Origin of the sequence: Microbacterium sufflavum (assembly GCF_023101165.1) — a bacterium.
In the GTDB taxonomy this organism is placed as follows: Bacteria; Actinomycetota; Actinomycetes; order Actinomycetales; family Microbacteriaceae; genus Microbacterium; species Microbacterium sufflavum.
Window position 1 is genome coordinate 141,277 of record NZ_CP078076.1, and the last position, 26,706, is coordinate 167,982.

The following is a 26,706-nucleotide window of genomic DNA, read 5'->3' on the forward strand; positions in this document are numbered from 1 at the left end:
GGTGCGTCGTCGATCCCGTACGGGGAGTGCTGAGGCCGGTCAGCCGAGGCGCGCGAGGCCCTCCTCGAGATCCGCGATCAGATCCGTGACGTCCTCGATGCCGACCGACAGCCGCACCACGTTCTCGGGCACCGCGAGCTCGGTCCCGCGCACCGAGGCGTGCGTCATCTCCGGCGGGTAGCCGATCAGCGACTCGACCCCGCCGAGCGACTCGGCCAGCTGGAACACGCTCGTGCTCTCCGCGAACGACCGCGCCGCCTCGGCACCGGCCGCGAGCCCGAGCGACAGCATGCCGCCGAAGCCGCTCATCTGCCGCGCCGCCACCGCGTGACCCGGGTGCGACGACAGGCCCGGGTAGTACACCTCGGCGAACTCCGGTCGCGCGGCCGCCCACTCCGCGATCGCCTGGGCGTTCTCGGAGTGCTGCCGCATGCGCACCGCGAGGGTCTTGATGCCGCGGGTGGTGAGCCAGGCGTCCAGCGGCGCCGAGACCGCACCCACCGCGAACTGCTGGAACTTGACCGGCTCCACGAAGCGGTCGTCGCCGAACACCACGGCCCCGCCGAGCACATCGGAGTGCCCGCCGAGGTACTTCGTGGTGGAGTGCACGACCAGGTCGGCGCCGAGCGCCAGCGGCTGCTGCAGCGCGGGCGACGCGAACGTGTTGTCCACCACCACGAGCACCCCGGCCGCGTGGGCGATCTCGACGATCAGCGCGATGTCGACCACCTTCAGCAGCGGGTTGCTCGGCGTCTCCAGCCAGACGATCCGCGTCTCGGGGCGGATCGCCGCCCGGAGGGCATCCGGGTCGGACAGCTCGGCGGTCGTGGTGACGATGCCCCACGGCGCCAGCACCTTCGTCAGCAGACGGTAGGTCCCGCCGTAGACGTCGTTGCCGAGCAGCACGTGGTCGCCCGGCTTCAGGATGCCGCGCAGCAGCGCATCCTCCGCGGCGAGCCCCGACGCGAACGACAGCGCGCTCACGCCGCCCTCCAGAGCCGCGAGCTGCGTCTCCAGCGACGACCGCGTCGGGTTGCCCGCGCGGTTGTACTCGTAGCCGTCGCGGAAGCCGCCGATGCCGTCCTGCACGTGGGTCGAGGACTGATAGATCGGTGGGATGATCGCCCCGGTGGTCGGGTCGGGCGCTTGGCCCGCGTGGATGGCTCGGGTGGCGAAGGCGTGCTCGGACATGTCCTCAGCCTACGACCGGGCTTCGCGCGCCGACGGCCCCTGTTACGCCCCGCGTCAGCGCGACAGGTACGCCAGCAGGTCCTGCCGGGTGAGCACCGTGTGCGGCTTGCCGTCTTCCGTCACCAGCAGCGCGTCGGCCTCGGCGAGGGCCGCCCTGGCCTGCGCCACCGGCGCGTGGATGCCGACCAGCGGCAGCCGCTCCCCCACGTGCGCACCGACCGCATCGCTGGGCTCGGCGTCGCCGCGGAACAGCAGGTCGAGCAGGCCCTTCTCGTCGACGGTGCCCACGACCTCGCCCATCATCACGGGCGGCTCGGCGCTCAGCACGACGAGCTGCGACACGTCGTACTCCGTCATCATGCGGATCGCCTCCAGCACGGTGTCGGTGGGATGCGCGTGGACGAGGTCGGGCAGCCCGTGTCCCGTCCGCGACGGGCGGGCGGCCAGCACGTCCGCGACGGTCTCGCCCTCCTCCACCTCGCTGAAGCCGTACGAGCGCATCCAGCCGTCGTTGAAGATCTTTCCGAGGTAGCCGCGCCCCCCGTCGGGCAGCAGCACGACCATCACCGCCTCCGCGGGCAGGTCGCGGGCCACCCGCAGGGCGCCGACCACGGCCATGCCGCTCGACCCGCCGACCAGGATGCCCTCCTCGCGCGCCAGCCGTCGAGTCATCGCGAAGGCCTCGGCGTCGCTCACGGCCACGATCTCGTGCGGCACGGAGGGGTCGTAGGCGCCGGGCCAGATGTCCTCCCCCACGCCTTCGACCAGGTACGGCCGCCCGGTGCCTCCGCTGTAGACGCTGCCCTCGGGGTCGACGCCGACGATGCGCACGCGGCCGTCCGACACCTCGCGCAGGTAGCGGCCCGTGCCCGTGATGGTGCCGCCCGTGCCCACTCCGGCGACGAAGTGCGTGACCGCGCCCTCGGTGTCGCGCCAGATCTCCGGCCCGGTCGTCTCGTAGTGGCTGCGCGGACCGTTCGGGTTCTCGTACTGGTTCGGCTTGAACGCCCCGGGGATCTCCCGCGCCAGCCGGTCGCTGACGCTGTAGTACGACTCGGGGCTGTCGGCGGCGACCGAGGTGGGCGTGACCACGACCTCGGCCCCGTAGGCGCGGAGCACGTCGATCTTGTCCTCGCCGACCTTGTCCGGCACGACGAACACGCACCGGTAGCCGCGCTGCTGGGCGACCAGGGCGAGGCCCACCCCGGTGTTGCCGCTGGTGGGCTCGACGATCGTGCCGCCGGGGGCGAGGTCGCCGTTGGCCTCGGCCGCATCGATGATCCGGGTCGCGATGCGGTCCTTCGCCGAACCGCCGGGGTTGAGGTACTCGAGCTTGACGAGCACCGTGCACGCGATGCCCTCCGTGACGCGCTGGAGCTTCACGAGGGGCGTGTCGCCGACCAGGTCGACGATCGATTCTGCGTAGGCCATGAGCCCAGAATACGGCGGCACCACGGCGCCCACGCGGGTGTGACGACGCCGACGAGCTGCCCGTCGTGGCGGGTATACCGGGTGATCGCCGCTGCGATGCTAGCCTGCCCGCGCGGCGGGGAGTCCATCGGAAGCGGCGGGGACCCCGTGAAGGAGCACCACCATGTCCATCCGACCATCGAGCCCCTGGATCCGCGCCGCCGCCGCCCTGGCCCTCGGCTGCCTCCTGCCGCTCGCCGCGGCCACCGGCGAACAGGCTCTCGCCGCGAGCGGGTCCCCCGCGCGACCGGCCACCCGCGACGCCGGCACCTCCCCCGACCGTCATCGCCACGAGCCGCTCATCATCGCCCATCGCGCGGGCACGGCCGACTACCCCGAGAACACCCTGGAGGGCATCCGCGGCTCGCTCGACGACGGCGCCGACGGACTCTGGCTCACGGTGCAGCTGTCGAAGGACGGCGTGCCAGTGCTGTACCGCCCGGTCGACCTCGCCGCGAACACCGACGGCACCGGGACGGTCGCGGAGCACACCGCCGACGAGCTGACCGGGTTGAACGCCGGCTGGAACTTCCACCCCCGCGGCAGCACCGACACCCCGTACCGCTCGGGGGCGGCGCTGCTGCCCACCCTTCGCCAGGCGCTGGCCGAGGTGCCGGAGGATCGACTGCTGTTCCTCGACCTCAAGCAGGCGAACCCGGAGCCGCTCGCGCAGGCCGTGCTCGCCGTGCTGCGCGAGACCCACCGCACGGCGAACACGGTCATGTACTCCACCGACGCGGTAGCGAGCGGGGCGGCCAGGGCGGCCGGAGACGTGCAGGTCGCCGAGGACCGCGACCTCACGCGCGAGCGGCTGCTCGAGATCGCCCTGGCCCACCACTGCGACGCGCCTCCGGCCGCGGGGACGTGGATGGCGTTCGAGGACCGGCGGACGGTCGCCGTGAGCGAGACGTTCACCTCGGGCACCGCGACGACCGAGGTGGAGGTGACGCCGTGGGACCGCGAGTCGGTCGCGTGTCTCGACCCGAAGGACCGCGTGAACCTGATGGTGATCGGCGTGACGGGCGCGGAGCGGTACCGCGAGCTCGGCCGCCTGGGCATCGACGCCGTGCTGGTCGACTCACCTCGCGACGCGGTGGCGTGGAGGGCGGGCCACTCGCGCTGAGTGCGGCGCGGGATGACCGAAGGGGCCGGGCACCTGGTGGTGTCCGGCCCCTCCGTGTGCCCCCTCGGCTTCGGCTTCTGTTCCTCCTCACGACCGCGGCGGGTGCCGCGGCGCGTGTCCGTGGCGGTTATCGCGGCATGGTGAGTGCGGCGTCGAAGGTGAGGTCGGGTGTGCCGCGGTAGTTGGCGTGGACCGACGCGGCGAGCACGTTGGTCCCCTCCTTCACCAGCGTCGCCGGAACCTGGAACGTCACCCGCGCCCCCGCCGCGGTCGTCGCCCGCGGCGCCGCCGTCGCATACGTGTTCTGCGTGATCGACCCGGCGGGCAGATTCGCCCGCCCCAGCTCCACCCCGTTCAGATACAGCACCACCCCGTCATCGGCGATCACCGACACCGTCCCGTCCTTCACCGACGCCGCATCCGACACGGTGAACGACGTCCGGAACTGCGCACTCAACGGCTTCGTGGCCAGGTTCGACGGATCGATGTTCGTCGCCACCGTCGCCCCCCGCCCCAGCACGCCCTTGCCGACTGCCCACGACGACGCATCGAACCCTGTCGTGTTCCAGTCGCCCGGCAACGCATCCGCCGAGTACCGCCACGACCAGGCCGACCCGTTCGGCACCGACACCGCCGGGCCCACCGGAGCCGCAGCCGTCGTCGTCGCCTGCACCGTCGCCGGAGTCGACGCCACCCCCGCAGCCGACACCGCCGTCACCGCATACGTATACGCCGTCCCCGCCACCAAACCGGTATCCGTGAACGAGGTCGCCGGGGCCGTCACCGTCCCCACCTTCACCCCGTTCCGCGACACCACATACGACGCCGCCGCCGTCGAACCCGCCGGAGCCGTCCACCCCAACGCCACCGACGTCTGCGCCGGCGTCGCCACCAGACCCGTCACCGCGGCCGGAGGTGCCGCCCGCTCGCCCGTGAACGCCAGGTCGAACCCGAGGTCCGCGGTCGTGCGGTAGTTCGCGTGCACCGACACCGCCAGCACGTTGGTGCCCTCCGACAGTGCGCCGGCCGGAACGGTGAACACCGCGCGCGTGCCCGCCGACGACGACTGCGTCACCGCCGCCGTCGCGTACGTGTTCTGCGTGACCGCGCCGGCCGGCATCCGCACCCGCCCCAGCTCACGGCCGTTCAGGTACACCACGGCGCCGTCGTTCGCGATGAGAGAGACCTTCGCATTCGTCACGCTCGCCGCACTGGTCACCGTGAACGTCTTGCGGAACTGCGCGCTCAGCGGCTTGGTCGCCAGGTTCGACGGATCGATGTTCGTCGCCGCCCCCGACACGCCCCGCCCGAACAGCGCCTTCCCGACCGGCCACGACGACGCGTCGAACGTGGTCGCGTTCCACGTGGCCGGCAGCGCGTCCGACGAGTACCGCCACGACCACGAGTCCCCGTTGCCCACGAACGTCAGCGCGTTCGCCGGGGCCGGAGCGACCGTGAACGCCGCCGTCGACGCCGACCGGTTGCCCACCGCATCCCGCGCCCGCACGACGTAGTTCGCGGCGGTCGAGGTCACCGGCACGGTGTACGAGGCCGAGGTCGTGGAGGCGATCACACGGTTGCCCTGCAGCACCTCGTACGTCACACCCGAACCCGCATCCGTCGACGCGCCCCACGTCAGCGTCGCCGTCTTCCCGTCTGCCGATGGGGTCGACGACACCGCCCCCGGGGTCGTCGGCGCCACCGCATCCCGCGGCGCGAAGCGGATGAACCCGCCCGACCACTGCTCCGCACCACCCGGAAGCTGCGACCGGTTGAAGTCGCCACCCACCCACAGGGTGCCGGTGCTGTCGAAGAACGTCCCCCACGCGCCGTACCCCGCACGCGCCTCCACCATCGGCGACCAGTCCGGGATGTATGTGCCGGACTTCGCGTCCCACGCCCCCACCAGATTGATCTTGTCCGCCCGGCTGAATCCGCCGACGAGCGTCTGGCTGTAGGCGTCGTCGTAGACGTAGTCCCCGCAGTGGCAGCCGCCGATCACCACGGAGCCGTTGGTCTCGACCGTCTGCATGTCGCCGCCCACCTGCGTGATCCAACCGCCCACGCGCTGGAGCGTGTTCCGGTCGTACGAGAACATCGAGTGCTGCGAGCCGCCCATCCACACACGCCCGCCGACCTCGATGATGCCGAGCTGCCACACCGCGTTGACGTACGCGCCGTTCTCGTCCTTGCGGTCGTCGCTGAACTCCGGCGTCCACGTGGTCGCCAGCGGTGCGCCCGCCGTCGTCTGCAGCACCGCGGCCGACGGCGCCGGGGTCGACGACTTCATCAGGAAGTAGCCGGAGAAGTACGCGCGGTCGCCCTGGGCGTTCGCGTCGACCGAAGCCGCCGTCCCGTTGAGGTTCGCGTTCCACGCGGTGTCGGGCTTGCCGGTGGCCAGCACGATACGGCCGCCGTTCCACGCGCCGCCCGTCGTCGGTGTCGTGCCGACGGAGGTCAGGTGCGTGAACGAACCGGCGACGTACAGGTAGCCGCCCTGCACGTCCAGGTCGCGGACGAAGGGGACCGCACCGGTCGCGCGGTGCTCGACCTTCACCTGCCAGCCCGAGAGCTGCCCGGTCGCAGGATCGAGGATCGCCAGTCCCGGCTGCGCCACCCCGTTCACGGTCGAGAACTGCCCGCCGATCGCCAGCCGGCCGTCCGGCAGCGCCTGCACCGACTTCACCTGTCCGTCGAGCTTCGGCCGGAAGGTCGGGACCCACGCGCCGGTGTGCACGTCGAACGCCGCCAGGTACGGCTGCGACGTCTGCCCCGCGCCGTCCTTGGTCTGCTGCACGTTCAGGAAGTTGCCGCCGACGAAGACCTTCCCAGCGACCTCACCGAAGTCCGAGACCTCGACGTTCGTCTCTCCGGACTGGCCGTTGGCGAGCCCCGAGACCCCCCACGACGTCTTCACGGCGTACGAGCTCGGGATCGACGGGAGCGTGCTCGCGGGCGTGCCCGTGGTCGGGACGGCACCGAAGTCGAGCGTCGACAGGGTGAGCTGCGGCCGCAGGAACACCTGGGCGAACGGCGTCGCGTACCCCTGCCCCGCCGGAGCCCACAGGTAGGAGGATGCGTCCGTCGTGCCGGTCACCGCCGAGCCGTACGCCCAGCCCATCCGGTAGCCGTGCGTGGCCCGCTGCGAGAACACGACGTTGTTCATGCCCGCGTCGTCGTTGAAGGCGGCGGTCACGCCGCCGGTTCCCGTGGTGTCGATGCCGCCGCTGATGCCGAAGCCCCAGTCGGCGAGGTCGTGCTTGGCGCCGAAGGTCCACTCCCAGCGGTCGCTCTTCGCGAGCGAGAACCGCACCTCCTGCCAGGCACTGCCCGCGGCGTTGGTCGCGCGCCGCACGCGGATCCCGTCGGGCAGAGCATCGGGGCGGCCGTTGTTCAGCAGGCCGTCGACGGTCTTGGCGGGCAGCTCGGCCGGAGCGAACGCGGCCGTTCCCGTGGGCGTGTTCGCCACCTGCTCCGGCGTGCCGAGACCGTTGTAGCTCTCCTTCCACGCCTCCCGACCCCGACCGACGAGCACCCACCCGCCGCCGTCGGTCGTCTGGTCGCAGTAGAACTGCTGCGGGTAGACCAGGCCCGGCGTCACCAGCCAGTACACGCCGTCCGCCGCCGCCGGGTTGTTCTGCTTGATCTCCCAGCACGACGCCGCCGCCGTCTCCTGCGTGCGCCCGTCCGGGCCCGAGGCGACCACCGCCGACGCCGCGCCCGGCGTGAGCAGGGCGCCCACCACTGCGAGGGCTGCGATGGCAGCCCCCATGACCGCGCGGCCTCCCCAGGCGCGCGCGCGATTCCCCACGATGTTCATCTGTTGTTGTGTCTTTCTGGCTTCCGACATCAGCTCTCGCTGCGGACGCGCCGCCGCGGCACACTCCTGCCACGGCGAAACGCAGACACGACACTGCAGACTGCCGGACCGGATGCCCCAAACATCCGGACCGGATCGCTCCACCCCCGAGCGGACGTCCCCAGATCGTCCCTATGCCATGAGACGGGATCGGGAGCGTTCCATTACGCAGAGACACCCGTTCCGATCATGTGAAGTTCCTGCATGCCGCCGCCGGGACGCACCGCCGAGCCTGTCCGCGACACACGGAAGGGGCCGGCCACCGCGACGGTGACCGGCCCCTTCCGGCGAGCGCTCCTGTCTCGACTACCCCTTGGTAGACCCGGCGAGCAGGCCGCGCACGAAGTAGCGCTGCAGCGCGAAGAACACGATCAGCGGGATGATGATCGACACGAACGCACCCGCCGTGAGCAGGTACCAGTCGTTGCCGCGCGTCCCGGTGATCTCGGCCAGCAGCTTCGTGATCGGCGCGGCCGCTCCGTCGGCGAACACCAGCGCCACGAGCAGGTCGTTCCACACCCACAGGAACTGGAAGATCGCGACCGAGGCGATCGCCGGCATCGTCAGCGGCAGCACGACGCGGAAGAAGATCTGTCCGCGCGAGGCGCCGTCCACGCGGGCCGCCTCGATGATCTCACCGGGGATCTCCGACATGAAGTTGTGCAGCAGGTAGATCGCCAGCGGCAGAGCGAACATCGAGTGCGCTATCCACACCTGCGCGTAGCCGTCCGATGCTCCGAGCGGCAGGGTCACCTGCAGACCGAACAGGTTGAGGCCGCGCGAGAACGAGCTGAGCAGCGGCACCAGCGCCATCTGGATCGGCACGATCTGGAGCGCGAACACGAAGATGAACAGGGCGTTGCGGCCCTTGAAGTCGATCCACGCGAACGCATACGCCGCCATGGCCGCGATCATCAGCGGCACCACGGTCGCCGGGATCGTGATGGCGATCGAGTTGATGAACGACTCGAGGATGGTCAGCTGCGTCGTGCCGGACTGCAGCACATCGACGTAGTTCTCCAGCGTGACCTGCGGGTTCGTGAAGAACGTCCACCATCCGGTCGACTGGATCTCGTCGCGCGGACGGAACGACGAGATGAACAGCCCGAGCGTCGGGATGGTCCACAGGACCGCGATGACGATCGACGCGGCGGATGCCCACGGACGGGACAGCTTCTTCCTGGCGCGTCCGGCGGCGCCGTCGAGGCCACCCCCGGTCGTGACGGCGCGCGTGCTGGCCGGGGTCTCGGTGCCTACGGTGTCGGTCATCGGATCTCCCGCTGCTTCTTGATCTGGCGCGCGTTGTAGATGACGATCGGCAGCACCAGGATGAACAGGATGACGGAGAGCGCGGCGCTGCGCCCCGCCTCGAACTTCGAGAACTGCGTGTACATCTCGTTCGCGAGCACCGACGTGCCGTAGTTGCCGGCGGTCATGGTGCGGACGATGTCGAACACCTTCAGCGAGGCGATCGAGATCGTGGTGAGCACGACGATGAGTGCCGGGCGGATCGCCGGCACGGTCACCGAGATGAACCGCTGCCACGCGTTCGCGCCGTCGAGCTCGGCGGCCTCGAGCAGCTCGGCCGGGACACCCTTGATGGAGGCCGACAGCACGACCATCGCGAAACCGGTCTGGACCCAGATGAGCACGACGATGAGGAACAGGTTGTTCCACGGCTGGTTCAGCAGCCACTGCTGCGGCGTCCCGCCGAACCACACCAGGATCTGGTTCAGCAGACCGATCTGCTCGAACTCCGGTCCGCGGTACTCGTACATGAACCGCCAGATGATGCTCGCGCCGACGAACGAGATCGCCATCGGCATGAACACCAGCACCTTGTAGATCTTCTCGCCGCGGGTCCTGTCGATGAAGACCGCGTACGCGAGACCGACGATCGTCGAGACCGTCGGCACCAGCAGCACCCAGATGATGGTGTTGACGACCGAGGTGATGCCGTCCGACTGCGTGAAGATCCACACGTAGTTGGCGAACCCGACGAACGTGTTGCCCGAGGAGTTCCAGAACGAGGTGTACATGGTCTGGATCGACGGGAGGATGAGGCCGACGAGCAGGAGCAGCATCGCCGGAGCCATGAAGGCGACGAGCTGGATCAGGTAGCCCGCTCCATCGCGGGACCGGTAGTCCAGGAAGAAGAAGACGGCGCCGACGAGGACCGCGACCCCCATCGCCCAGTAGTAGGAGTTGAAGAACCACATCACGGCGAGCGGGATGAGCAGGCACATCGCCAGCCGGATGATGGTGTACTGCGTGCCCCGGCGTGGAGCGATGTCCACGAGCAGCAGGATGATCGCCACGACCACCGCGAAGGCGATGACCACGGCGACGGCCTGCAGGATCGGCGGGAGCGAGCCGATCCATTGGAAAAAGACTGTCGCGTTCACGGATTCCCCTTACGTCACGCGGATCGGATCACGGCACCCACGTCGATGTGGGCGCCGAGGGAGCAGAGGGGCCGCCCCTGGTGCGGGGCGGCCCCTCTTCCCCCGGGATCAGCTGGAGGGCCAGCCGGTCTCGATCTGCGTGAGCACCTCGTCCGTCGAGGTGCCGTTGACCCACGCGACCATGCCCTTCCAGAAGGTTCCGGCACCGACGGCACCGGGCATCAGGTCGGAGGCGTCGAAGCGGAACGTGGTCTCCGGGTCCTGCAGGATCTTGATGGTCTCCTGGAGGATCGGGTCCTTGGCGTTCGCCGGGTCGAGCCCGTTGTTGGCCGAGGTGACGCCGCCGAGGCTCACGCGGCTGTTGGCCCACTCGGGGCTGGACAGGTACGCGAGCACCTTCTGCGTGGCCTCGGACTCGCTGAACGCGCCGACGATCTCACCGGCGCCCGTGACGGCCGTGTCGCCCTCGGACTCGCCGGGGAGCATGAACGCCCACACGTCGCCGTCCTCGGCGATGTTCGTGCCCTCGGGGAAGAAGCCCGACAGGAACGAGGCCTGGTGCGTGAGCGCGCACTCGCCGGCGGCGAGCTTGGGTGCCACGTCGCCGAACGCGGTCGAGTTGATCGAGCGCACGTCGCCGAAGCCCGCGTTGACGTTGGCCGGGTTGAGCAGGATCTGTCCGACCGAGTCGAACGCCTGCTTGATCTGCGGGTCGGTGAACTTCACGTCGTTGGTGACCCACTGGTCGTAGACGTCGGGTCCGGACTGGCGCAGCACGTAGTCCTCGATCCAGTCGGTGCCCGGCCAGCCGGTCGCGGTGCCGGACTCGAAGCCGGCGCACCAGGCGGGCGTGCCCGTGGCGGCCTGGATCTTCTCGGTCAGCGCCGTCATCTCGTCGAGGGTCTTGGGGACCTCGACGCCCCACTCCGCGAACTTGGCGGGCGAGTACCAGATCCAGCCCTTGACGTTCGCCATGAGCGGCGCACCGTAGAAGGTGTCTCCGACCGTGCCGTAGTTCACCCAGTCTTCGGTCCAGTACTCGTTGGCGTTCTTCTCGACCTCCTCCGGGGCGGGCTTCAGGAAGCCGCGGTCGGCGAAGTCGGCGAACAGACCCGGCTGCGGGAAGATCGCGATGTCCGGCGGGTTGCCGCCCTGGGCGCGCGTGCCCAGCTGCGTCTCGAAGTCCTGGCTGCCCTCGTACTTGATGGTGATGCCGTTCTCGTCGGCCCAGTCCTTCCAGGACTCCTGGAGGAGTTCCGCCTCCGAGTCGACGATCGTGCCGTAGATCGTGACGGTGGCGTCGTCGCCTCCGCCGCCTCCGGTGCTCGGCGCACCTCCCGGAGCCCCGCAGCCGGCGAGGGCGATGCCCGCGACGCCCATCAGGGCCAGCGGCACGACCAGCCGGGAACGCTGTGACAGAGCCATGTGAATTCTCCTCTTCGAGTACAGGGTCCCGCTGTCCGTCGCCAGCACCGGCGTCGATTAGGGAACCGATTCCAGGCCAACATACTGGCGGCCCGCTCCCCGCACAACACGCAAGGGTCACAAGCTCGCAACCATTCCGATGCGCCGCCGCGTCGCGGATGGGAGCGCTCCCTCCGGATCAGTGTGGAACCGGTTCCTTTTCCACGGTCGAGCCGCTACGCTGTCACCCGGCGAGCCCGGGCGTCGCCGTCCCCACATCGAAGTGGACCCTGGTCGAGGAGGACCGATGAGCACGATCGCGGACGTCGCGTCGCGTGCCGGAGTGTCCAAGGCCACCGCGAGCCGGGCGCTGAGCGGACGCGGCTACGTGTCCGACGAGACACGGCAGCGGGTCATGGACGCCGCAGACGACCTCGCCTACGTCGCCCACTCGTCCGCCACGAGCCTCGCGACCGGACGCACGCAGACCGTCGGCCTCGTGATGCCGCCCATCGACCGCTGGTTCTTCGCCGAGCTGCTCGCCGGGGTGCAGGAGTCGCTCCTCTCCGTGGACTACGACCTGTCGCTGTACGGCGTTCCCGAGGGGACGCAGACCAGGGAACGGCTGTTCGAGACCGTGCTGCCCGGTCGGAGGTTCGACGGCATCATCGCGGTGGGCATCCAGCCGAGCGCGCGCGAGCTCGAGCGCCTGCACCGCACGGGTCGCCCGCTGGTCAGCGTCGGGCCGTACAGCGAGGGATCGAGCGCGGTCTCGATCGACGACACCGCCGCCGCCCGCATCGCCACCGAGCACCTGATCGAGCTCGGCCACGAGGACATCGCGTTCGTGGGGGGCGCGACCGACGCCGCCGCACTGAGCTACGGCGATGCGCAGCGGCTGGAGGGGTACCACGGCGCGCTCCGCGCGGCGGGCCTGCTCGCCCACGCCCGTGTCGTCGGCGCGGCACCGACCATGCCCGGGGGCTATGCCGCGACCGCCGGGCTCCTCGGAGACCGGCGGAACCGGCCCACCGCGATCGTCGGAGTCTGCGACGAGGCGGCGATCGGGGCGATCATCGCCGCTCGACGCCTGGGCATCGCCGTGCCCACCGAGCTCAGCGTGGTCGGCATCGACGACCACGCCCATGCGGACATGTTCGCCCTCACCACGATCGGGCAGTCTCCCCGCGACCAGGGTCACGAGGCCGTGCGGCTGCTGATCCGACGGATGGCGGAGCCGGAGGCCCCCATCGAGCGGGTGACCGCCCCCTCGTCGCTCGTCGTGCGCAGCTCCACCGCACCACCCCGCTGAGCACCCGTTCCCGGACGCACGAAGGCCCCGGGCGGAACCCGGGGCCTTCGCAGAAGCGCTGGTGCGCTGGAATTACTTGAGGGTGACGGTCGCGCCGGCCTCTTCCAGAGCAGCCTTGGCCTTCTCGGCGGTCTCCTTGTTGGCGCCCTCGAGGACGGCCTTCGGAGCACCGTCGACGACGGCCTTGGCCTCGCCGAGGCCGAGCGAGGTGAGCTCGCGGACAGCCTTGATGACCTGGATCTTCTTGTCGCCGGCAGCCTCGAGGATGACGTCGAACGAGTCCTTCTCCTCCTCGGCAGCGGCCTCGCCTGCGCCACCGGCGGCACCGGCAACGGCGACGGGGGCAGCAGCGGTGACCTCGAACTTCTCCTCGAACGCCTTCACGAAGTCGTTCAGCTCGATGAGGGTGAGGCCGGCAAACTGCTCGAGCAGCTCCTCGGTGGTGAGCTTCGCCATGATGTATCTCCTAATAGATGGGGTGGTGGTGACGAGATCGCCGGTCGCTTACGCGGCCTCTGCGGTCTCCAGCTTTTCGCGAAGCGCGTCGATGGTGGCGGCAGCCTTGCCCATCGTCGCCTTCATCATTCCCGCGGCCTTCGCCAGCAGAACCTCACGGCTCTCGAGCGAGGCGTACGTGTTGACCTCGTCGGCGGAGAGGGCCTTGCCCTCGAAGATGCCGGACTTGATCACCAGAAGCGGGTTGGCCTTGGCGAAGTCACGCAGAGCCTTGGCAGTGGCGACGAAGTCACCGTGCACGAACGCGACGGCCGACGGACCCTTGAGGTCGTCGTCCAGCGAGGAGATGCCGGCCTTGTTGGCGGCGATCTTGGTCAGCGTGTTCTTCACCACGGCGTACTCGGCGTCCTGACGGATGCTGTTGCGCAGCTGCTTGAGCTGGGCAACCGTCAGACCGCGGTACTCGGTCAGCAGGACGGCGTTCGAGTTCTCGAATGACTTCGTGAGCTCGGCGACCGATGCATCCTTCTGCGCCATGGTCACTCCTTGATGTGTACGAGGCGCCGCACGGTGGTGGGGCGCCGGCCTCCGACCCCCTGCAAAGAGAAGAGCTCCGGCGCAAGCGCACGGAGCTCGGAAGTTCGTGACACCTGCGCGGGCCCCTGCGATGCAGAGCTTCGATCCTGCGTGCTTTGCGCACACACGATGACCAGCGGTCTTCGGTTGCCACCCACTCTACCTCAGCGCGCGCCCCTCCCCAAATCCCCGGCGGCCGTACGGGGACGCGGCGTGTGCGGGGAGGGAGCGTCGGCGGACGGGGTTAGGGTTTTCAGGTGACCCCCGAACTCCACGCCCGTATCGTCGCGGACTCTCGCGACCGGGTGGCGTGGATGCGGGCGCGGTCCCGCGGCATCACCGCGACCGACGTCGCCGGACTCACGAGCGAGCGCTCCATCGCCCGTGCCGCCGACTCCAAGCTGGGCGGCGGGCCCCGCTTCGGCGGCAACGCGTACACCGACCACGGCCGACGGCGCGAGCCGGAGATCGCGGCCTGGGTCGCAGCCACGCACGGGATCCTCCCCTCCTCCGCGCTGTTCCGCGCCGAGGTGGAGCACCGCCACCTCGCCACGCCCGACGGGATCGCGGTCGACGCCGACGGGCGCATCCGCCTCGCCGAGATCAAGACCACGAACAAGGCGTTCCGCGGCATCCCGCGCACCTACCTGCGACAGGTCTGGTGGCAGCAGCACGTGCTCGGTGCCGAGCGCACGCTGTTCGTGTGGGAGGAGCACGTCGACTTCGCTCCGGTGCACGACGAGCCTCGCTGCGTGTGGATCGACCGCGACGACCGCGAGATCGCCAAGCTGGTCGACCTGGCCACCGCCCTGATCGACGAGCTGTACCGGCGCACCACGGGCCGCGACGTTCCCGCCCGCACGCAGGACGATTCCGCCAGCCGCCGCGAGCAGCTGCGCGAGCGCGACCTCTTCCGCGCCCTCGCCCTCGCCGACTGAACGCCGCACCGCCGGCACGACCTCACGTGCAGGTGTTGTTGCCCCCGAGCCCCAGCAGTCCGCCCACCGACAGCGTGCGGGTCGCCGCGGGCGACACCCAGGCCGTGCCGGGCAGGACGGCCTCGACCCGCACCGTGTTCGACGAGCCGAGCAGACTCCCCAGCAGCGTGCTGAGCAGACCGGAGCTGATCGTCGCGGAGTAGGAGTAGGGGCCGCTGCCGCTCTGCGTCACGTTCGCGTTGTCGACCGCGACGTTGTTGATCGACAGTCGCTGCTGCGGCTTGAGGTATCCGGAACTCCACGTGATCGTGAAGCCCGTGAACGTGCCGAGCAGGTTGGTCACGCTGCACGAGGTGATCGTGGGCGTCGTCAGCTGCGACGCGGTGAACGACCCCGCCGCGTACTCCGGATCGGTGAACCGCGCCTCGGTCGGCTGCACCGCGGGCAGGAGCGCCACGCCGGCCAGGACCCCGACCCCGAGGACACCGGCGATCGTGCGCCGCCAGGGCCGTGTCATCCTCGCCCCTCCCCGCGCTCTCCTCCGCGACGCCCCCACGCCACGAGAGCCCCGGTCAGCAGCAGTCCGCCGCCCACCGCCGCCAGCGGCAGCCACGGCGACGGACCCGTGACCGCGAGCGCCGTCGGAGCCCACCGCCGCGCTCTCGCCCGCGCCGTGAGCCAGCACGCGCACCTCGGTGCTGCCGGAGCCGTCGGCCGGGTCGAGCGCGATCGTCAGCCGCAGATGCGCGGTCTCGGTGTCACGCATGGCCGTGAGCGGCACCTCGGCGCCGTCGCGCGGGACGCTCCAGTCCGTCCGCAAGACCGTCGCCCCCGCCGGGCACACCGCGTCCTGCCACGGCTCCGCGCACAGGGCGATGTCGAGCCGCAACCGCGCCGACCCGGACGCGCTCACGCCGAGCCGCACGACCCCGGGATCCGGCGCGTCGGCGCTCACCTGCACGTCCCACTGCACCGGCCGGTCGGGTCGCAGGTCGCGGGCGGCGTCCCAGTCCGCGACCGAGACCAGGCGCAGCACCTGGCCCTGCACCACCTCGGTGGAGGGGGCAGCGACCGCCGCCGCCGGTGCCGCAAGGGCCAGGCAGACGGGCAGCGCCAGGACCGCGAGCGCGACGCGGGGCCTCACGGCGGACCGCCCTCGGTGCGAGCGCGTCGCGGCGACCGCGGCCAGAAGGCCCACACCACCAGCGCGGCCGCGGCCACGGTCATACCGCCGAGCACGACGGGATGCCCGAGTGCGACGATCACGGTCGCCAGGCCCGGCACCGCGAACAGCACGGTGCGCACGGAGGTCACGGTGTACGGAAACGGGTCGTCGACCGCATTCGCATCGCCCCGCAGCGTCAGCACGCGCTCCCCCGCCGCGGCGCCCGGTTGCACCGCGGTCACGCGGTGGGTCACGGGCAGGTCGCCGGGGCGGTCGACCGTCACGACGTCGCCCACCTCCACCGCCGAGGCAGGGACCCGCTGCACCACGGCGACCGATCCGGCCGGGATGGTCGGCGACATCGAGCCCGTGCGGAACAGGATGAGCGTGATCTGCGCCGTGGCCGCCAGCAGCACCAGCACGATGCACACGACGCCCGCGGCGGCGGCGAGCCACAGCAGCGCATCGCCCAACGCGCGCGCGAACCCGGGGCGCCGGGTGGGGTGCTGCGCCCGCGCCCCCGCTTCCCCGCTCTGCTGCGCGCGCGCCTCGCGGCGGGTGAGTGCCGTCACGACCCCTCCTCTCGCTCGTGCCCCGCCGCGGCTACGACGACGTGCCCTGGATCTGCCATGTCTGGGTCATCGTCAGGCCCTGCGCGGTGTTCGGCGCCGTCGTCGGCAGCGTCACCGCGAAGCAGTAGTTCACGACCGACGCGCCGTTCGCGGACACCGCCTGCGTCGAGGCGCCGCCGGCCGTGAGCGCGGAGCCGTCCGCGACCACGGCGGTGCCGCCGGGGTAGGTCGCCGCCGAGCACGTGGTCCCGGCGATCGCACGCACACCGTAGGTGAGCGACGACGCGAGACCCGTGCCGCCCGGCGTCCCGGCCGTGAGCTGGAGCACGCCGGCGACCGAGGGCGACGCGGTCTTGACGCTGAACAGCGCATACGTCGTGGTGCCGGGCGCCATGGCCGTGGGCGGGAGCTGGAAGTTCAGGGCGGCCGCCGCCCCCGTGGTCACGTGGCTGGAGAACGTGACGCCGTCGGTCGCCCCGACGAGGTCGAACCGGCCGGCCGTGAACGTGGCCGAGCCGAACTCCGAGTCGTTCCAGGCGGCGAGTGTCGCGGTCGCCCCGATGCCGAGCACCAGGCCGCCCGCCAGGAGGGCTCGGAGGCGGCGGGAGCGGAGCCGGATCCTCTCCCGCCGCTGCCTGCGGGTACCCATGGCCCGCTCAGCTCGTCGACGTGGCCGTGAACTCCCAGGTCGCGTTCGTGACCAGGCCGGGTTCGAGCGCGGCGGCGGCCGTGACCGCGACGCACAGCTGCACGGCGGTGCCCGGGGTGGCGGCGGAGGCTCCTTCAGTGAGCGTCACGGCGGTCACGCCCGTCTGTGCGTCGAGCGTGGCCCCGGAGGCGACGGCGGTTCCGGTCGCGCTGGCCGCGTTGCAGGTGGCGCCGGGAGCGAGCGGGTAGATCGCGTAGGACAGATGATCGGTGTTGGAGCTCGCCGCGGGATCCGCGGTCGTGCCCGCGGCGACGAGGCTGGCCCCGGTGGACGTGCCGGCCGCGAGACGCACCCAGAAACCCGCGTAGACGGTGTCGCCGGGCGACATGTTGCCGACGATGCCGGCGGGGAGCGTGAACGCGAGGGTGGCGGCCGTGTCGCCGTCGTCGACGTTGTGGTCGGTGAAGGCCGTGCCGTCGGTCGAGCCCTCCAGGTTGAACGAGCCCGCGGTGAACGTGCCGGTCGCGAACTCGGAGTCGTTCCACGCGGCGAGCGTGACCGCCGCTCCCACTCCGAGGACGAGTCCTCCTGCCAGGACCGCGCGGACCTTTCGCCGGGTCGTGGTCGTCGCCATGTCGTTCCCCCTCCGTCGTCGATCTCGGGGAACGCCGGCGAGCGGAACTCGGAGGATTCTCCCGCGTCCTCGCATCCTCTCCGAGCCCCTCGGACCAGACAAGGCGGATCCGCGCGCAGCCGTGGCACAATCCGCGCAGCCGGGGATCGTCCTGTCAGCGGCGCGACCGGCGGGCGGGCGCGACCGGGGCGAGCACCCGCCGCGCCTCGGCGGCCACCTCGGCGGCGATGGTGTCGAGCAGCGTCGACCGCAGGTTCCACTGCTGCCAGTACAGCGCGACCTTCAGCGTCGGCCCCCCGAGCGCGACCAGTCCGGGCGTCTCCTGCAGCCGAGGGACCATCCCCCAGCCGAGGCCGAGCGACACCGCGATCGCGTAGTCGTGGGACGCGGGGACGTAGTGCCGCGGCACGCCCTGCTGCGTGACGGACATGGCGGCGAGCCACTCGTGCTGCAGCGTGTCGCGACGGTCGAAGTCGACGAACGGCGCGCGGGCGAGAGCGGCGGCGCTCACCCCCTCGGCGAACCACCGGTCCGCGAAGCCCTGCTCCGCCATGGCGCGATACTCGAGCACCCCGAGAGGTGCGACCGAGCATCCGGCCACCGGGGTCTCCTCGCTCGTCACCGCGGCCATCACCGTGCCGGATTCCAGCAGCCGGGCGGTGAAGTTCTGATCGTCCCGGTGCAGGTCGACGTCGATGTCGTGCGTGGCGGAGAGTCGTGCCATCGGCGCGAGGAACCACGTCGCCATCGAGTCGGCGTTCACGGCGAGCGGAACGACGATGCGCCGCTCGGAACCGTCGTCGCCGATGCCCACCCCGGCGAGCGCGTCGTGCTCCAGCAGCGCCACCTGCCTGGCCAGTCGCACCACCGCCTCACCGGCCTCGGTGAGCCGCGCGGGCTTGCTGCGCACGAGCAGGATGCGCCCCAGCTGTTCCTCCAGGCTCTTGAGCCGCTGGCTGACCGCGGACGGCGTGATCCGGAGTCGGCGCGATGCCGCGTCGAGAGTGCCTTCGTCGGCGACGGCGGCCAGGGTCGCGGCGAGCTCCGGATCGATCCTCACATCAGTGATGCTAATGGTTCGGAAGGAATCTTCGCTTTCTCTGATGGTGGTCGCTTCCTAGGCTGGTGCCATGCTCACCGTCCTCGCCGGTCTCGGACTCGGCCTCTCCCTCATCGTGGCCATCGGCGCCCAGAACGTCTTCGTCCTGCGCCAGGGCATCCGGCGGGAGCATGTGCTGGCGGTCGTGATCGTGTGCGCCGTCTCCGACGCCGTGCTGATCGCCGCCGGTGTCGCCGGGCTGGGCTTCCTGCTCCAGGCTGCGCCGTGGCTCGTGGTCGTCGCCCGGGTTGCCGGGGCGCTGTTCCTGTTCGGCTACGGGCTGCTCGCGGCACGGCGCGCCTGGCGCGGCGGTGAGGTGCTGGCGGTCGATGCGTCCTCCCCCGCCGACGGAACGGGGACCGGTCGATCGGCCGGCGGCACCGCGACCGCCACCCGGAGCGGAACACGTCTGGCCCCCGTGCTCCTCACCGTCCTCGCGCTCACCTGGCTCAACCCGCACGTTTACCTCGACACCGTCCTGATGCTCGGGTCGATCGCCGCGACGCACGGCGAGCAGCGCTGGCTGTTCGCCGCCGGGGCCATCCTCGCCAGTGCCCTGTGGTTCACGGCCCTCGGTTTCGGGGCACGCTACCTCGGGCGCTGGCTGCGCACCGAGCGGTCGTGGCGCGTTCTCGACGCGGTGATCGCCGTGATCATGGTCGCGCTCGCCGTGAGCCTGATCCTCCCCGTGTTCGGCGGCTGATCCGGCTCAGGCTCCGTCGATCTGCGCCAGCCGCGCCCGCACCAGCGCGCGCAGCGTCTGCTCCGGGATCGGATGCTCCGGCTGGAAGCGGATCGTCCCCTTGTCCACGCTGGCGCCGGGATGATCGGCCAGCACCGCCGCCACGGCCGCGACCGCGTCGGGACTGAAGGGATACACGCCGATGTGCTTCTTGGCGCGCATCACCGACAGCAGCGGTCTGCCCCCGTGGACGAGGGCGGGCATGCCGTAGCCGGTGCCCTGCTCGGCATCCGGCTCCTCCTCCCGCGCGATCGCGTACACGCGGTCGATCGCCGCGCGGTCCGCGGGGGCGAGCCCGGTCAGGTAGTCGTCGATGGTTCCCACGACCGCATCCTGTCACCGATCGGCGGCGCGCACGAGCCCCGGGTCTCAGGCGCCGTCGAGCGGGCGGAGGATGCGCGTGAGGAACCGCTGCGTGCGCTCGTGTCGCGGGGCGCGGAAGATCTCGGCCGGCGGCCCCTCCTCGACCACCACCCCGCCGTCCAGGAACAGGACGTGGTCGGCGACCTCGCGCGCGAAGCTCAGCTCGTGCGTGACGACCGCCATGGTCCACCCCTCGTCGGCGAGCTCCTTGATCACCAGCAGCACCTCCCCGACGAGTTCGGGGTCGAGCGCACTCGTCGGCTCGTCGAACAGCAGCAGGTCGGGCTTGAGAGCGAGAGCACGCACGATCCCCACGCGCTGCTGCTGCCCTCCCGAGAGCTGATGCGGACGGGCGTCCGCCTTGTCCGCCAGGCCCACCCGGTCGAGCAGGGCCAGGGCCTCGGCCACGACCTCGGCCCTGGGCTGCCGCTGCACACGCCAGGGCCCCTCGATCACGTTCTGCAGCACCGTCAGATGCGGGAACAGGTTGTGGTGCTGGAACACCATCGCGGAGCGATCGCGCAGGGCGAGCCGCTGCTGCTTCTGCGCGCGAGGCCGCGGCCGCTCGGCGGGGGCGAAGTCGAGCTCGGGCCCGCCGTCGACCGTGATGGTGCCGGCGTCCGGCGTCTCGAGGCCGTTGAGCGCGCGCAGCACGGTGGTCTTCCCCGAGCCGCTCGGGCCGATGAGCACCAGCACCTCTCCGCGGTGCAGCGTCAGGTCGATCCCGCGCAGCACCTCGGTGTCGCCGAAGCTCTTGCGCAGTCCGCGGGCGGACAGCAGCGGGACGGGCGTCTGGTCAGTGGGCGACACGGCGGTCGAGCCTCCTCTCCAGGGCGCTCTGGCCGAACGACAGCACCAGGCAGAACACCCAGTACACCAGCGCCGCGGCGAGGTAGATCACCATGAACTCGAGGGTCGTCGCCGCGATCTGCTGCGCGACCTTGAACAGCTCCGTCACCAGGATCAGCGACGTGAGCGAGGTGTCCTTCACGAGCGAGATGAACGTGTTCGACAGCGGGGGCACGGACACCCGTGCCGCCTGCGGCAGGATGATCCGCGTGAGCGTGCGGGTGCGGTTCATCCCGACCGTGTACGCCGCCTCCCACTGCCCCTTCGGCACCGACAGGATCGCGGCCCGCACGACCTCGGCTCCGTACCCGCCCACGTTGAGCGACAGCGCGATGATCGCACTCGGCCACGGGTCGAGCGTGATGCCGATCGACGGCATCCCGTAGAAGATCACGAACAGCTGCACCAGCATGGGCGTGCCGCGGATCACGGAGATGTAGAAGCGCGCGACGCCCGCCACCACCGGATGCACCGAGATCCGCATCAGCGCGACGCCGACCGCGATCAGCAATCCCAGCGCGAACGACACCAGCGCGAGCGGCACCGTCGCCGTCAGGCCCGCCCAGGCGATCGGCCAGAGCGAGTCGAGGAACAGCTGCCAGGGGTTCGCCATCGGTTACTGCGAGACGTCCTCGCCGAAGTACTTCTCGCTGATCTCCGCCAGGGTGCCGTCGGCGCGCAGCTCCTCGAGAGCGCCGTCCACGGCCTCGACGAGCGAGGTCTTGTCCTTCGTGAACACGAACGCCTGCTCGCCGGCGTCCTCGGTCTCCGCCGCGATCTTCAGCCCCGTCGGGCTGTTCGTGGTCTCGTAGTCGAGGAACGTCAGCTTGTCGTTCACGGTCGCGTCCACACGGCCCTGACGCAGCAGCTCCACGGCCTGCGCCCAGCCCTCGACGGCCTCGACCTTGGCGCCGGAGTCGGTCGCCAGCTCGTACCAATTGCTGGTGAGCGACTGGGCCGTGGTCTTGCCGGCCAGGTCGTCGAACGAGCTGATCGAGTCGTCGTCCTCGGCCACCACGATGACGCCGGGCGACACGGTGTAGGGCGCGCTGAAGAGGTACTTCGCCTCGCGCTCGTCGTTGATCGAGACCTGGTTCGCGATCACGTCGAAGCGGCCGGCGTCGAGACCGGCGAAGATCGCGTCCCACTGCGTCTCCTGGAACTCCACCTCGAGGCCCAGCTTGTCGGCGACGGCCTGGATGATCTCGACGTCGTAGCCGGTCAGGTCGCCCGAGCCGCCGTCGTCGTGGAAGCTGAACGGGCGGTAGGTGCCCTCGGTCGCGACCGTGAGCGTGCCGTCCTTCACCAGGCCGAAGTCGGAACCCGCGGTGCTCTCCGCACCGGACGTGCTCGCGGGCGTGGTGGAGCCGCTGCAGGCGGTGAGCGCCGCGGCGGCGACGACGAGTGCGGTGACGGCGATGAGACGACGGGACATGGACCCTCCTGGGGTGAGAGGCGCGGTGCGAGTTTACGCGACCGGCGCGGGACCTCCCCACAGTACGTGCCGTCGCGGGATCCGCCGCATCCGATGACGCTCCGTGTCGACGCGCGGCGGAGGACGCGAAACGCCCCCGGGCGGAACCCGGGGGCGTTTCGGTGAGTCAGGCTCAGATGGCGTTGACGTCCAGCGGGATGCCGGGGCCGAACGTGGTCGACACCGCACCCTTCTGGATGTAGCGGCCCTTCGCGCTCGACGGCTTGAGGCGGACGATCTCCTCGAGCGCTGCGCCGATGTTCTCGTTCAGCTGCTCGGCGGTGAAGGACGCCTTGCCGACGACGAAGTGCACGTTGGCGTGCTTGTCGACGCGGAACTCGATCTTTCCGCCCTTGATCTCCTCGACGGCCTTGGCCGGGTTCGGGGTCACGGTGCCGGTCTTCGGGTTCGGCATCAGGCCACGCGGACCCAGCACCTTGCCGAGACGACCGACCTGGCCCATGAGCTCCGGGGTGGAGACGGCCGAGTCGAACGCGGTCCAGCCGCCGGCGACCTTCTCGATGAGCTCGGCGCCGCCGACCTCATCGGCACCTGCGGCGATCGCGGCCTCGGCCGCGGGGCCCGTGGCGAAGACGATGACGCGGGCGGTCTTACCGGTGCCGTGAGGCAGGATGACGGTGCCGCGCACCATCTGGTCGGCCTTGCGGGGGTCGACGGCGAGCTTCAGCGCGACCTCGACGGTCGAGTCGAACTTCGCCGAACCGGTCTCCTTCGCGAGCGCGACGGCCTCGGCGGGCGTGTAGAAACGGTCTGCCTCGATCTTCTCGGCGGCAGCCTTGTAAGCCCTGGACTTGGTAGCCATGATTATTCTCCTCAGCCCTCGACCGTGATGCCCATGGAACGGGCGGTGCCGGCGATGATCTTCGAGGCGGCCTCGATGTCGTTCGCGTTCAGGTCGGCCTGCTTCTGCTCGGCGATCTGACGGACCTGGTCCTTGGTGATCTTGCCGACCTTGACGGTGTGCGGGGTGGCCGAGGCCTTCTGCACGCCGGCGGCCTTCTTGATGAGCTCCGCCGCGGGCGGGGTCTTCAGGACGAAGGTGAAGCTGCGGTCCTCGTAGACGGTGATCTCGACGGGGATGACGTTGCCGCGCTGCGACTCGGTCGCGGCGTTGTACGCCTTGCAGAACTCCATGATGTTGACGCCATGCTGACCGAGCGCGGGGCCGATCGGCGGCGCCGGGTTGGCGGCACCGGCGTTGATCTGAAGCTTGATCAGGCCGGTCACCTTCTTCTTCGGTGCCATTCTCTTTCCTTTCCTCGAGGCGGATGCGGACACCCGCTTCTCCCACGGACCCGGCATCTCCGGGTCGTGGTCGTCAGCGCGCACGCCGAAGCGGCGCACAAACCATAAGAGTCTACCGCATCCCGCGCCCCGCTTCCGCGCAGGGTCAGGGGTCGCGGTACTGCTCCGCGATCCGCTGCCCGAGCTCGCGCAGGGCTGCACGCACCTCGACCGGTTCGAGCACTTCCACGGCGCCCGTCCACCCGGCGAGCTGCTCGGCCAGAGCGTCCGCACGGTGGGCCCGCACCTCGATCAGTCCCTCGTCGGCATCCATCACCGCGGCCTGGCGCCCGAAGCGGTCGAGCACCGCGCGCACGGCCCAGGCCTCCGCGCGGATCACGGCGCGCGCCTCGCCCCGCAGCCCCTCGACCGTCTCGACCATCCGCTCCCACGCGGCAGGCGCGTCGAAGCCATCCGGCCCTTCCCCCCGCTCGTCGGTGAGGGCGAGATCCGCGATCCGGTCGACCCGGTACGTGCGCAGCCGGTCCACGTCGGCCCCGCCGTTCCGCCCCGGCGCCGCGAGCAGATACCACCGCGGACCGCGGCTGCCGACCACGAGCGGCACCACCTCGACCGGCCGCCCGGCGTCGCCGTAGCCGAAGCGCACCCGGCGGCGCGCAGCGATCGCCCGCTGCAGCTCCGACACCGCCGGCCGCTCCGGCGCATCATCGGGTTCACCCCAGGGCGCATCCCGCACGGTCGACTCCGCCACCCGCTGCGCGCCCTCGCGGAACGGTTCCGGCACGGCATGCATGAGCTTGCGCACCGCGGCCGTGTGCTCCGGCGCGGCGGTGCGGCTCTGGCTGAGCGCGACCAGCAACGACGTCACCTCGCTCTCGGTCAGTCCCGTGAGATCGGTCCGGGCCCCTCCGATCAGGCGCCACCCGCCGCCGCGCCCCCGAGACGGATAGAGGGGCACACCCGCCATGGCGAGCGCCTCCAGGTCGCGGCGCGCGGTGGGCACCGAGACCTCCAGTTCGGCGGCCAGTTCCGCGGCGGTGATCCGGGGGCGGCCCTGCAGGAGCAGCAGAGCCTGGATCAGGCGATCGGCACGGATCGGGAACCTCTTTTCCGAAGTGATCAGAAGGTGATCACTTCACGGTCGAGCATAGAAGAAAAGCCGTTCCCACCAAAGGAGAAGATCCCATGTTTCGTGGTCTCGCCAACCTCAACCTCGTCGCCGAGGACATGCCCGCCGCGATCGACTGGTACACGCGCCTGTTCGACGCCGCGCCGTACTTCACCCGCCCCGAACAGGGGACCCCGCAGTACGCCGAATGGCGCTTCGGCGACGACGACGACGAGTTCGCCCTCATGGACGCCCGCTTCCGCCCCGCCCTGCCGCAGCCGGGAGGCGCGCTCGTGAGCCTGCACGTCGACGACATCCACGCCGAGATGGACCGCCTCGCAGCCCTCGGCGCCACCCCGTTCGACCCCGTCACCCAGCGCGGCGAGGGGTGGTGGTCGGCGTCGGTCAGCGACCCGTTCGGCAATCTCCTCGGCCTGATCCAGAGCCCGCACTGGGCCGCACAGCACGCGAGCTGACCGACGGGTGCGGGGAGACCCGCGGCCGCACGCAGAACGCCCCGCCGGATGAGCCGGCGGGGCGTTCTGATGACAGCAGTGTCAGATCATCTTGGTGACCTGGTCGAACGACAGCTCGACCGGCGTCTCGCGCTCGAAGAGCGAGACGAGGACCGTGAGCTTGCCGCTCTCCGGCTTGATCTCGCTGATCGAACCGGGAAGACCCGCGAACGAGCCCTCCTTGATCGTGATGGTCTCGCCCACCTCGAAGTCGACCTCGGCCGGCAGCGGACGGGCCACGGCGACGCCGCCCTTCGCCGCGATGTTCTTGGCGGTCGGGACGTCCTTCACCTCGACGAGCGACTTCAGCATGTTGAAGGCCTCTTCGAAGCGCAGCGGCGTCGGGTTGTGGGCGTTGCCCACGAAGCCGGTGACGCCGGGGGTGTGGCGCACGACCGACCAGGTGTCCTCCGTGAGCTCCATGCGCACCAGCACGTAGCCGGGGATGCGCACGCGGGTGACCATCTTGCGCTGGCCGTTCTTGATCTCGACCACGTCTTCCATCGGGACCTCGACCTGGTAGATCTCGTCCTCGACCTCGAGCGTCGACTTGCGCTGCTCGATGTTGGCCTTCACCTTGCGCTCGAAGCCCGCGTACGAGTGGATGACGTACCACTTGCCGGGGAGCATGCGCAGGTCCATGCGGAAGGCCTCGTAGGGGTCCTCCTCGGACTCGGCGTCGTCCTCCTCGGACTCGGCTGCGGGACGGTCGTCCTCGCCGTTCACGTCGGGACCGTCGTACGGGGTGACCTCGTCGGCCGCCTCGGCCTCCTGCTCGGCGGCCTCCTCGGCCACGGAATCGTTGAGGACCTCGGCGGCGGCCTCGGACTCCGCCGCTTCGTCCAGGTTGAGAGCGTCGTTCACGATCGCGTCCGCCTCCGGGTCGTCGATGTCGATGTCGATGTCGTCCGTGTCGTCCTCGCCGTCCTCGTCTTCGACGTGGACCGCGACGTGCTCGGCAGAGGTGACCGAGAACTCCTCAGCGGCGAGCACGTTGCCCTCCTGGGCCTCGTCCTCCTCGCTGGACTGCTCTGCGGCGGTCGCCCAGTCGGCGTCGTCGGAATATCGTTCAGACACGTTGCTTCTTCTCCATAGCTGCGGCTGCCGCCGCGGGGGTCATCAGCCAGGGATACCGAACACGTAGTGGGTCAGGAGCCCGAAGACGTAGTCGAGACCGTAGACGATGCCCATCACGATCACGACGAAGACGAGCACCACACCCGTGAACTTGAACAGCTCCTTGCGGGTCGGGGTGACGACCTTGCGCAGTTCGGCGATGACCTGGCGGATGAACAGGGCGATGCCCCCGAAGAACCGGGAGAAGGGGTTGCCCTTCTTCTGGCGCGTGGCGCCGGCCGCGACGACCTCGCCGCGCGGTTCGTCCTGATCCATCCTGAATGTACCTTTCGTGTGCCAGCGTTGCACTGACGCGCAGGGCGGACAGGAATCGAACCTGCAACCTGCGGTTTTGGAGACCGCTGCTCTGCCAATTGAGCTACCGCCCTAGAGACCCGGAGGCCTCGGGGTGCCCTCCCA

The 26,706-nt window shown here is 70.5% G+C and carries 27 protein-coding genes and 1 tRNA gene; 5 read left to right on the forward strand and 23 right to left on the reverse strand.

The window, feature by feature from the left end; all coding sequences use genetic code 11:
• Positions 1-39: 39 nt before the first annotated feature.
• The gene (locus KV394_RS00725) at positions 40-1,191 is read right to left on the reverse strand and encodes a cystathionine gamma-synthase (protein WP_247637627.1); all 1,152 of its coding nucleotides are present in this window, start codon (positions 1,189-1,191) and stop codon (positions 40-42) included.
• A gap of 54 nt (positions 1,192-1,245) precedes the next feature.
• Positions 1,246-2,622: a cystathionine beta-synthase gene (locus tag KV394_RS00730; RefSeq protein ID WP_136034207.1), complete on the reverse strand. Its 1,377-nt coding sequence runs from the start codon at positions 2,620-2,622 to the stop codon at positions 1,246-1,248.
• Positions 2,623-2,785: 163 nt separating this feature from the next.
• On the opposite strand from KV394_RS00730, the gene KV394_RS00735 reads away from it, so the two are divergent.
• Positions 2,786-3,784 (forward strand): glycerophosphodiester phosphodiesterase family protein, encoded by a 999-nt coding sequence (locus tag KV394_RS00735; RefSeq protein WP_247982053.1) that lies wholly within the window; start codon positions 2,786-2,788, stop codon positions 3,782-3,784.
• A 127-nt stretch (positions 3,785-3,911) separates the two neighbouring features.
• On the opposite strand, the gene KV394_RS00740 is transcribed toward KV394_RS00735, so the two are convergent.
• The 4 genes from KV394_RS00740 to KV394_RS00755 form a co-directional block, all read right to left on the reverse strand.
• The gene (locus KV394_RS00740; RefSeq protein WP_247982054.1) at positions 3,912-7,556 is read right to left on the reverse strand and encodes a fibrinogen-like YCDxxxxGGGW domain-containing protein; all 3,645 of its coding nucleotides are present in this window, start codon (positions 7,554-7,556) and stop codon (positions 3,912-3,914) included.
• A 393-nt stretch (positions 7,557-7,949) separates the two neighbouring features.
• Positions 7,950-8,912: a carbohydrate ABC transporter permease gene (locus KV394_RS00745; RefSeq protein ID WP_136034362.1), complete on the reverse strand. Its 963-nt coding sequence runs from the start codon at positions 8,910-8,912 to the stop codon at positions 7,950-7,952.
• Positions 8,909-10,048, reverse strand: coding sequence for a carbohydrate ABC transporter permease (locus KV394_RS00750; protein WP_136034364.1), 1,140 nt, complete (start codon positions 10,046-10,048; stop codon positions 8,909-8,911). The genes KV394_RS00745 and KV394_RS00750 overlap by 4 nt, the downstream gene beginning before the upstream one ends.
• 108 nt (positions 10,049-10,156) lie before the next feature.
• Positions 10,157-11,473 carry an ABC transporter substrate-binding protein gene (locus KV394_RS00755; RefSeq protein WP_136036965.1) on the reverse strand — a complete coding sequence of 439 codons (1,317 nt, stop codon included), beginning with the start codon at positions 11,471-11,473 and terminating at the stop codon, positions 10,157-10,159.
• A gap of 286 nt (positions 11,474-11,759) precedes the next feature.
• Here KV394_RS00755 and KV394_RS00760 point away from each other — a divergent pair, with 286 nt between their 5' ends.
• Entirely contained in the window at positions 11,760-12,764 is a 1,005-nt protein-coding gene (locus tag KV394_RS00760) for a LacI family DNA-binding transcriptional regulator (RefSeq protein WP_136034369.1), read from the forward strand.
• A gap of 72 nt (positions 12,765-12,836) precedes the next feature.
• Here KV394_RS00760 and rplL read toward each other — a convergent pair whose 3' ends face one another.
• Positions 12,837-13,220 (reverse strand): 50S ribosomal protein L7/L12, encoded by a 384-nt coding sequence (gene rplL, locus KV394_RS00765; RefSeq protein ID WP_067194328.1) that lies wholly within the window; start codon positions 13,218-13,220, stop codon positions 12,837-12,839.
• Between the two features lie 48 nt (positions 13,221-13,268).
• Complete coding sequence (rplJ, locus tag KV394_RS00770) at positions 13,269-13,757, reverse strand: 50S ribosomal protein L10 (protein WP_136034371.1); 489 nt, start codon at positions 13,755-13,757, stop codon at positions 13,269-13,271.
• Positions 13,758-14,053: 296 nt separating this feature from the next.
• On the opposite strand from rplJ, the gene KV394_RS00775 reads away from it, so the two are divergent.
• Entirely contained in the window at positions 14,054-14,734 is a 681-nt protein-coding gene (locus KV394_RS00775; RefSeq protein ID WP_136034373.1) for a YqaJ viral recombinase family protein, read from the forward strand.
• A gap of 22 nt (positions 14,735-14,756) precedes the next feature.
• On the opposite strand, the gene KV394_RS00780 is transcribed toward KV394_RS00775, so the two are convergent.
• From KV394_RS00780 to KV394_RS00800, 5 genes are all read right to left on the reverse strand, one after another.
• The gene (locus KV394_RS00780) at positions 14,757-15,878 is read right to left on the reverse strand and encodes a hypothetical protein (RefSeq protein WP_247982055.1); all 1,122 of its coding nucleotides are present in this window, start codon (positions 15,876-15,878) and stop codon (positions 14,757-14,759) included.
• Positions 15,875-16,471: a signal peptidase I gene (locus KV394_RS00785; protein WP_247982056.1), complete on the reverse strand. Its 597-nt coding sequence runs from the start codon at positions 16,469-16,471 to the stop codon at positions 15,875-15,877. The genes KV394_RS00780 and KV394_RS00785 overlap by 4 nt, the downstream gene beginning before the upstream one ends.
• A gap of 31 nt (positions 16,472-16,502) precedes the next feature.
• The gene (locus tag KV394_RS00790; RefSeq protein ID WP_247982057.1) at positions 16,503-17,120 is read right to left on the reverse strand and encodes a SipW-dependent-type signal peptide-containing protein; all 618 of its coding nucleotides are present in this window, start codon (positions 17,118-17,120) and stop codon (positions 16,503-16,505) included.
• Positions 17,121-17,127: 7 nt separating this feature from the next.
• Positions 17,128-17,754, reverse strand: a complete 627-nt coding sequence (locus KV394_RS00795) for a SipW-dependent-type signal peptide-containing protein (RefSeq protein WP_247982058.1) — start codon at positions 17,752-17,754, stop codon at positions 17,128-17,130.
• 154 nt (positions 17,755-17,908) lie between these two features.
• Entirely contained in the window at positions 17,909-18,814 is a 906-nt protein-coding gene (locus tag KV394_RS00800; protein ID WP_247637639.1) for a LysR family transcriptional regulator ArgP, read from the reverse strand.
• A 70-nt stretch (positions 18,815-18,884) separates the two neighbouring features.
• On the opposite strand from KV394_RS00800, the gene KV394_RS00805 reads away from it, so the two are divergent.
• Positions 18,885-19,556: a LysE/ArgO family amino acid transporter gene (locus tag KV394_RS00805; protein ID WP_136035365.1), complete on the forward strand. Its 672-nt coding sequence runs from the start codon at positions 18,885-18,887 to the stop codon at positions 19,554-19,556.
• Positions 19,557-19,562: 6 nt separating this feature from the next.
• Here KV394_RS00805 and KV394_RS00810 read toward each other — a convergent pair whose 3' ends face one another.
• The 7 genes from KV394_RS00810 to KV394_RS00840 form a co-directional block, all read right to left on the reverse strand.
• A complete protein-coding gene (locus KV394_RS00810) occupies positions 19,563-19,919 on the reverse strand; it encodes an iron chaperone (RefSeq protein ID WP_247982059.1) in 357 nt (118 codons plus the stop codon).
• Between the two features lie 45 nt (positions 19,920-19,964).
• Positions 19,965-20,768, reverse strand: a complete 804-nt coding sequence (locus KV394_RS00815; protein ID WP_282187131.1) for an amino acid ABC transporter ATP-binding protein — start codon at positions 20,766-20,768, stop codon at positions 19,965-19,967.
• A complete protein-coding gene (locus KV394_RS00820) occupies positions 20,755-21,420 on the reverse strand; it encodes an amino acid ABC transporter permease (protein WP_136034395.1) in 666 nt (221 codons plus the stop codon). Before KV394_RS00820 ends, KV394_RS00815 begins: the two co-directional genes overlap by 14 nt.
• A gap of 3 nt (positions 21,421-21,423) precedes the next feature.
• On the reverse strand, positions 21,424-22,242 hold the full coding sequence (locus KV394_RS00825) for an amino acid ABC transporter substrate-binding protein (RefSeq protein WP_136035368.1): 819 nt from the start codon (positions 22,240-22,242) through the stop codon (positions 21,424-21,426).
• A 172-nt stretch (positions 22,243-22,414) separates the two neighbouring features.
• Positions 22,415-23,104, reverse strand: a complete 690-nt coding sequence (gene rplA / locus KV394_RS00830; protein WP_247982060.1) for a 50S ribosomal protein L1 — start codon at positions 23,102-23,104, stop codon at positions 22,415-22,417.
• 11 nt (positions 23,105-23,115) lie between these two features.
• Positions 23,116-23,547 (reverse strand): 50S ribosomal protein L11, encoded by a 432-nt coding sequence (gene rplK / locus KV394_RS00835; protein WP_025102337.1) that lies wholly within the window; start codon positions 23,545-23,547, stop codon positions 23,116-23,118.
• 145 nt (positions 23,548-23,692) lie between these two features.
• Positions 23,693-24,670 carry a helix-turn-helix transcriptional regulator gene (locus KV394_RS00840; RefSeq protein WP_323131766.1) on the reverse strand — a complete coding sequence of 326 codons (978 nt, stop codon included), beginning with the start codon at positions 24,668-24,670 and terminating at the stop codon, positions 23,693-23,695.
• A 62-nt stretch (positions 24,671-24,732) separates the two neighbouring features.
• Here KV394_RS00840 and KV394_RS00845 point away from each other — a divergent pair, with 62 nt between their 5' ends.
• A complete protein-coding gene (locus tag KV394_RS00845) occupies positions 24,733-25,131 on the forward strand; it encodes a VOC family protein (protein WP_247982061.1) in 399 nt (132 codons plus the stop codon).
• A gap of 81 nt (positions 25,132-25,212) precedes the next feature.
• On the opposite strand, the gene nusG is transcribed toward KV394_RS00845, so the two are convergent.
• From nusG to KV394_RS00860, 3 genes are all read right to left on the reverse strand, one after another.
• Complete coding sequence (nusG, locus tag KV394_RS00850) at positions 25,213-26,247, reverse strand: transcription termination/antitermination protein NusG (protein WP_136037470.1); 1,035 nt, start codon at positions 26,245-26,247, stop codon at positions 25,213-25,215.
• Positions 26,248-26,289: 42 nt separating this feature from the next.
• The gene (gene secE, locus KV394_RS00855) at positions 26,290-26,562 is read right to left on the reverse strand and encodes a preprotein translocase subunit SecE (protein WP_136034407.1); all 273 of its coding nucleotides are present in this window, start codon (positions 26,560-26,562) and stop codon (positions 26,290-26,292) included.
• A gap of 40 nt (positions 26,563-26,602) precedes the next feature.
• A tRNA-Trp gene (locus KV394_RS00860) sits at positions 26,603-26,675 on the reverse strand.
• Between the last annotated feature and the right edge of the window lie 31 nt (positions 26,676-26,706).

Excerpts from the sequence above, each read along its gene's own strand:
- KV394_RS00725 (WP_247637627.1), bottom strand. The coding sequence starts at position 1,191 with ATGTCCGAGCACGCCTTCGCCACCCGAGCCATCCACGCGGGCCAAGCG.
- KV394_RS00730 (WP_136034207.1), bottom strand. The coding sequence starts at position 2,622 with ATGGCCTACGCAGAATCGATCGTCGACCTGGTCGGCGACACGCCCCTC.
- KV394_RS00735 (WP_247982053.1), top strand. The coding sequence starts at position 2,786 with ATGTCCATCCGACCATCGAGCCCCTGGATCCGCGCCGCCGCCGCCCTG.
- KV394_RS00740 (WP_247982054.1), bottom strand. The coding sequence starts at position 7,556 with ATGGGGGCTGCCATCGCAGCCCTCGCAGTGGTGGGCGCCCTGCTCACG.
- KV394_RS00745 (WP_136034362.1), bottom strand. The coding sequence starts at position 8,912 with ATGACCGACACCGTAGGCACCGAGACCCCGGCCAGCACGCGCGCCGTC.
- KV394_RS00755 (WP_136036965.1), bottom strand. The coding sequence starts at position 11,473 with ATGGCTCTGTCACAGCGTTCCCGGCTGGTCGTGCCGCTGGCCCTGATG.
- KV394_RS00760 (WP_136034369.1), top strand. The coding sequence starts at position 11,760 with ATGAGCACGATCGCGGACGTCGCGTCGCGTGCCGGAGTGTCCAAGGCC.
- rplL (WP_067194328.1), bottom strand. The coding sequence starts at position 13,220 with ATGGCGAAGCTCACCACCGAGGAGCTGCTCGAGCAGTTTGCCGGCCTC.
- rplJ (WP_136034371.1), bottom strand. The coding sequence starts at position 13,757 with ATGGCGCAGAAGGATGCATCGGTCGCCGAGCTCACGAAGTCATTCGAG.
- KV394_RS00790 (WP_247982057.1), bottom strand. The coding sequence starts at position 17,120 with ATGGGTACCCGCAGGCAGCGGCGGGAGAGGATCCGGCTCCGCTCCCGC.
- KV394_RS00795 (WP_247982058.1), bottom strand. The coding sequence starts at position 17,754 with ATGGCGACGACCACGACCCGGCGAAAGGTCCGCGCGGTCCTGGCAGGA.
- KV394_RS00805 (WP_136035365.1), top strand. The coding sequence starts at position 18,885 with ATGCTCACCGTCCTCGCCGGTCTCGGACTCGGCCTCTCCCTCATCGTG.
- KV394_RS00820 (WP_136034395.1), bottom strand. The coding sequence starts at position 21,420 with ATGGCGAACCCCTGGCAGCTGTTCCTCGACTCGCTCTGGCCGATCGCC.
- KV394_RS00825 (WP_136035368.1), bottom strand. The coding sequence starts at position 22,242 with ATGTCCCGTCGTCTCATCGCCGTCACCGCACTCGTCGTCGCCGCCGCG.
- rplA (WP_247982060.1), bottom strand. The coding sequence starts at position 23,104 with ATGGCTACCAAGTCCAGGGCTTACAAGGCTGCCGCCGAGAAGATCGAG.
- rplK (WP_025102337.1), bottom strand. The coding sequence starts at position 23,547 with ATGGCACCGAAGAAGAAGGTGACCGGCCTGATCAAGCTTCAGATCAAC.
- KV394_RS00845 (WP_247982061.1), top strand. The coding sequence starts at position 24,733 with ATGTTTCGTGGTCTCGCCAACCTCAACCTCGTCGCCGAGGACATGCCC.
- secE (WP_136034407.1), bottom strand. The coding sequence starts at position 26,562 with ATGGATCAGGACGAACCGCGCGGCGAGGTCGTCGCGGCCGGCGCCACG.